At 54.5% G+C, this 457-nt stretch carries 1 protein-coding gene; it reads left to right on the forward strand.

Annotated elements, in window-relative coordinates:
• Nucleotides 1-101: 101 nt before the first annotated feature.
• The gene (locus THS27_RS26460) at nucleotides 102-431 is read left to right on the forward strand and encodes a phage head closure protein (protein WP_168185039.1); all 330 of its coding nucleotides are present in this window, start codon (nucleotides 102-104) and stop codon (nucleotides 429-431) included.
• The last annotated feature ends 26 nt before the right edge of the window (nucleotides 432-457 follow it).

Consider the following 457-nt stretch of genomic DNA (forward strand, 5'->3'; position numbering starts at 1 on the left):
TGGTATATGCAGCGCGTTCCGGTCACGGTGGGCAGTGCGGCAAATAAAATACCGCAAACCTTTGACGCCCTGTTTAACAGTGCCCGGATATGGGGGTTTTGATGGGGTTACAACCCGGTGATTTAAACGAAAGTATTGTGTTTCAGGCGGTGTCAACCGTGCCCGATGCCATTGGCGGACAGGTGCAAAGCTGGGCGACCGTTGGTGCGCCAAGCTGGGCGCGGATTACGCCGCTTTCGGCGCGTGATCAGGTGGTGGCAATGCAAACGGGCAACAGCACGCAATATCGCGCCGACCTGTACCAACGCCGTGATATTACGGCGGATATGCGCATTTTGCGCAATGATGGAACTGTTCTTGAAATTACCGGGGTGCTGATCGAGCGAAACACGGCCTTTATGGCCGTGCTGTGCAAGGTTCAAGCGCGGTAATCAGGTGCATTTGCCGTAAAAAATGA

The organism is Thalassospira sp. MCCC 1A01428, from assembly GCF_002115825.1.
Classification (GTDB): Bacteria; Pseudomonadota; Alphaproteobacteria; order Rhodospirillales; family Thalassospiraceae; genus Thalassospira.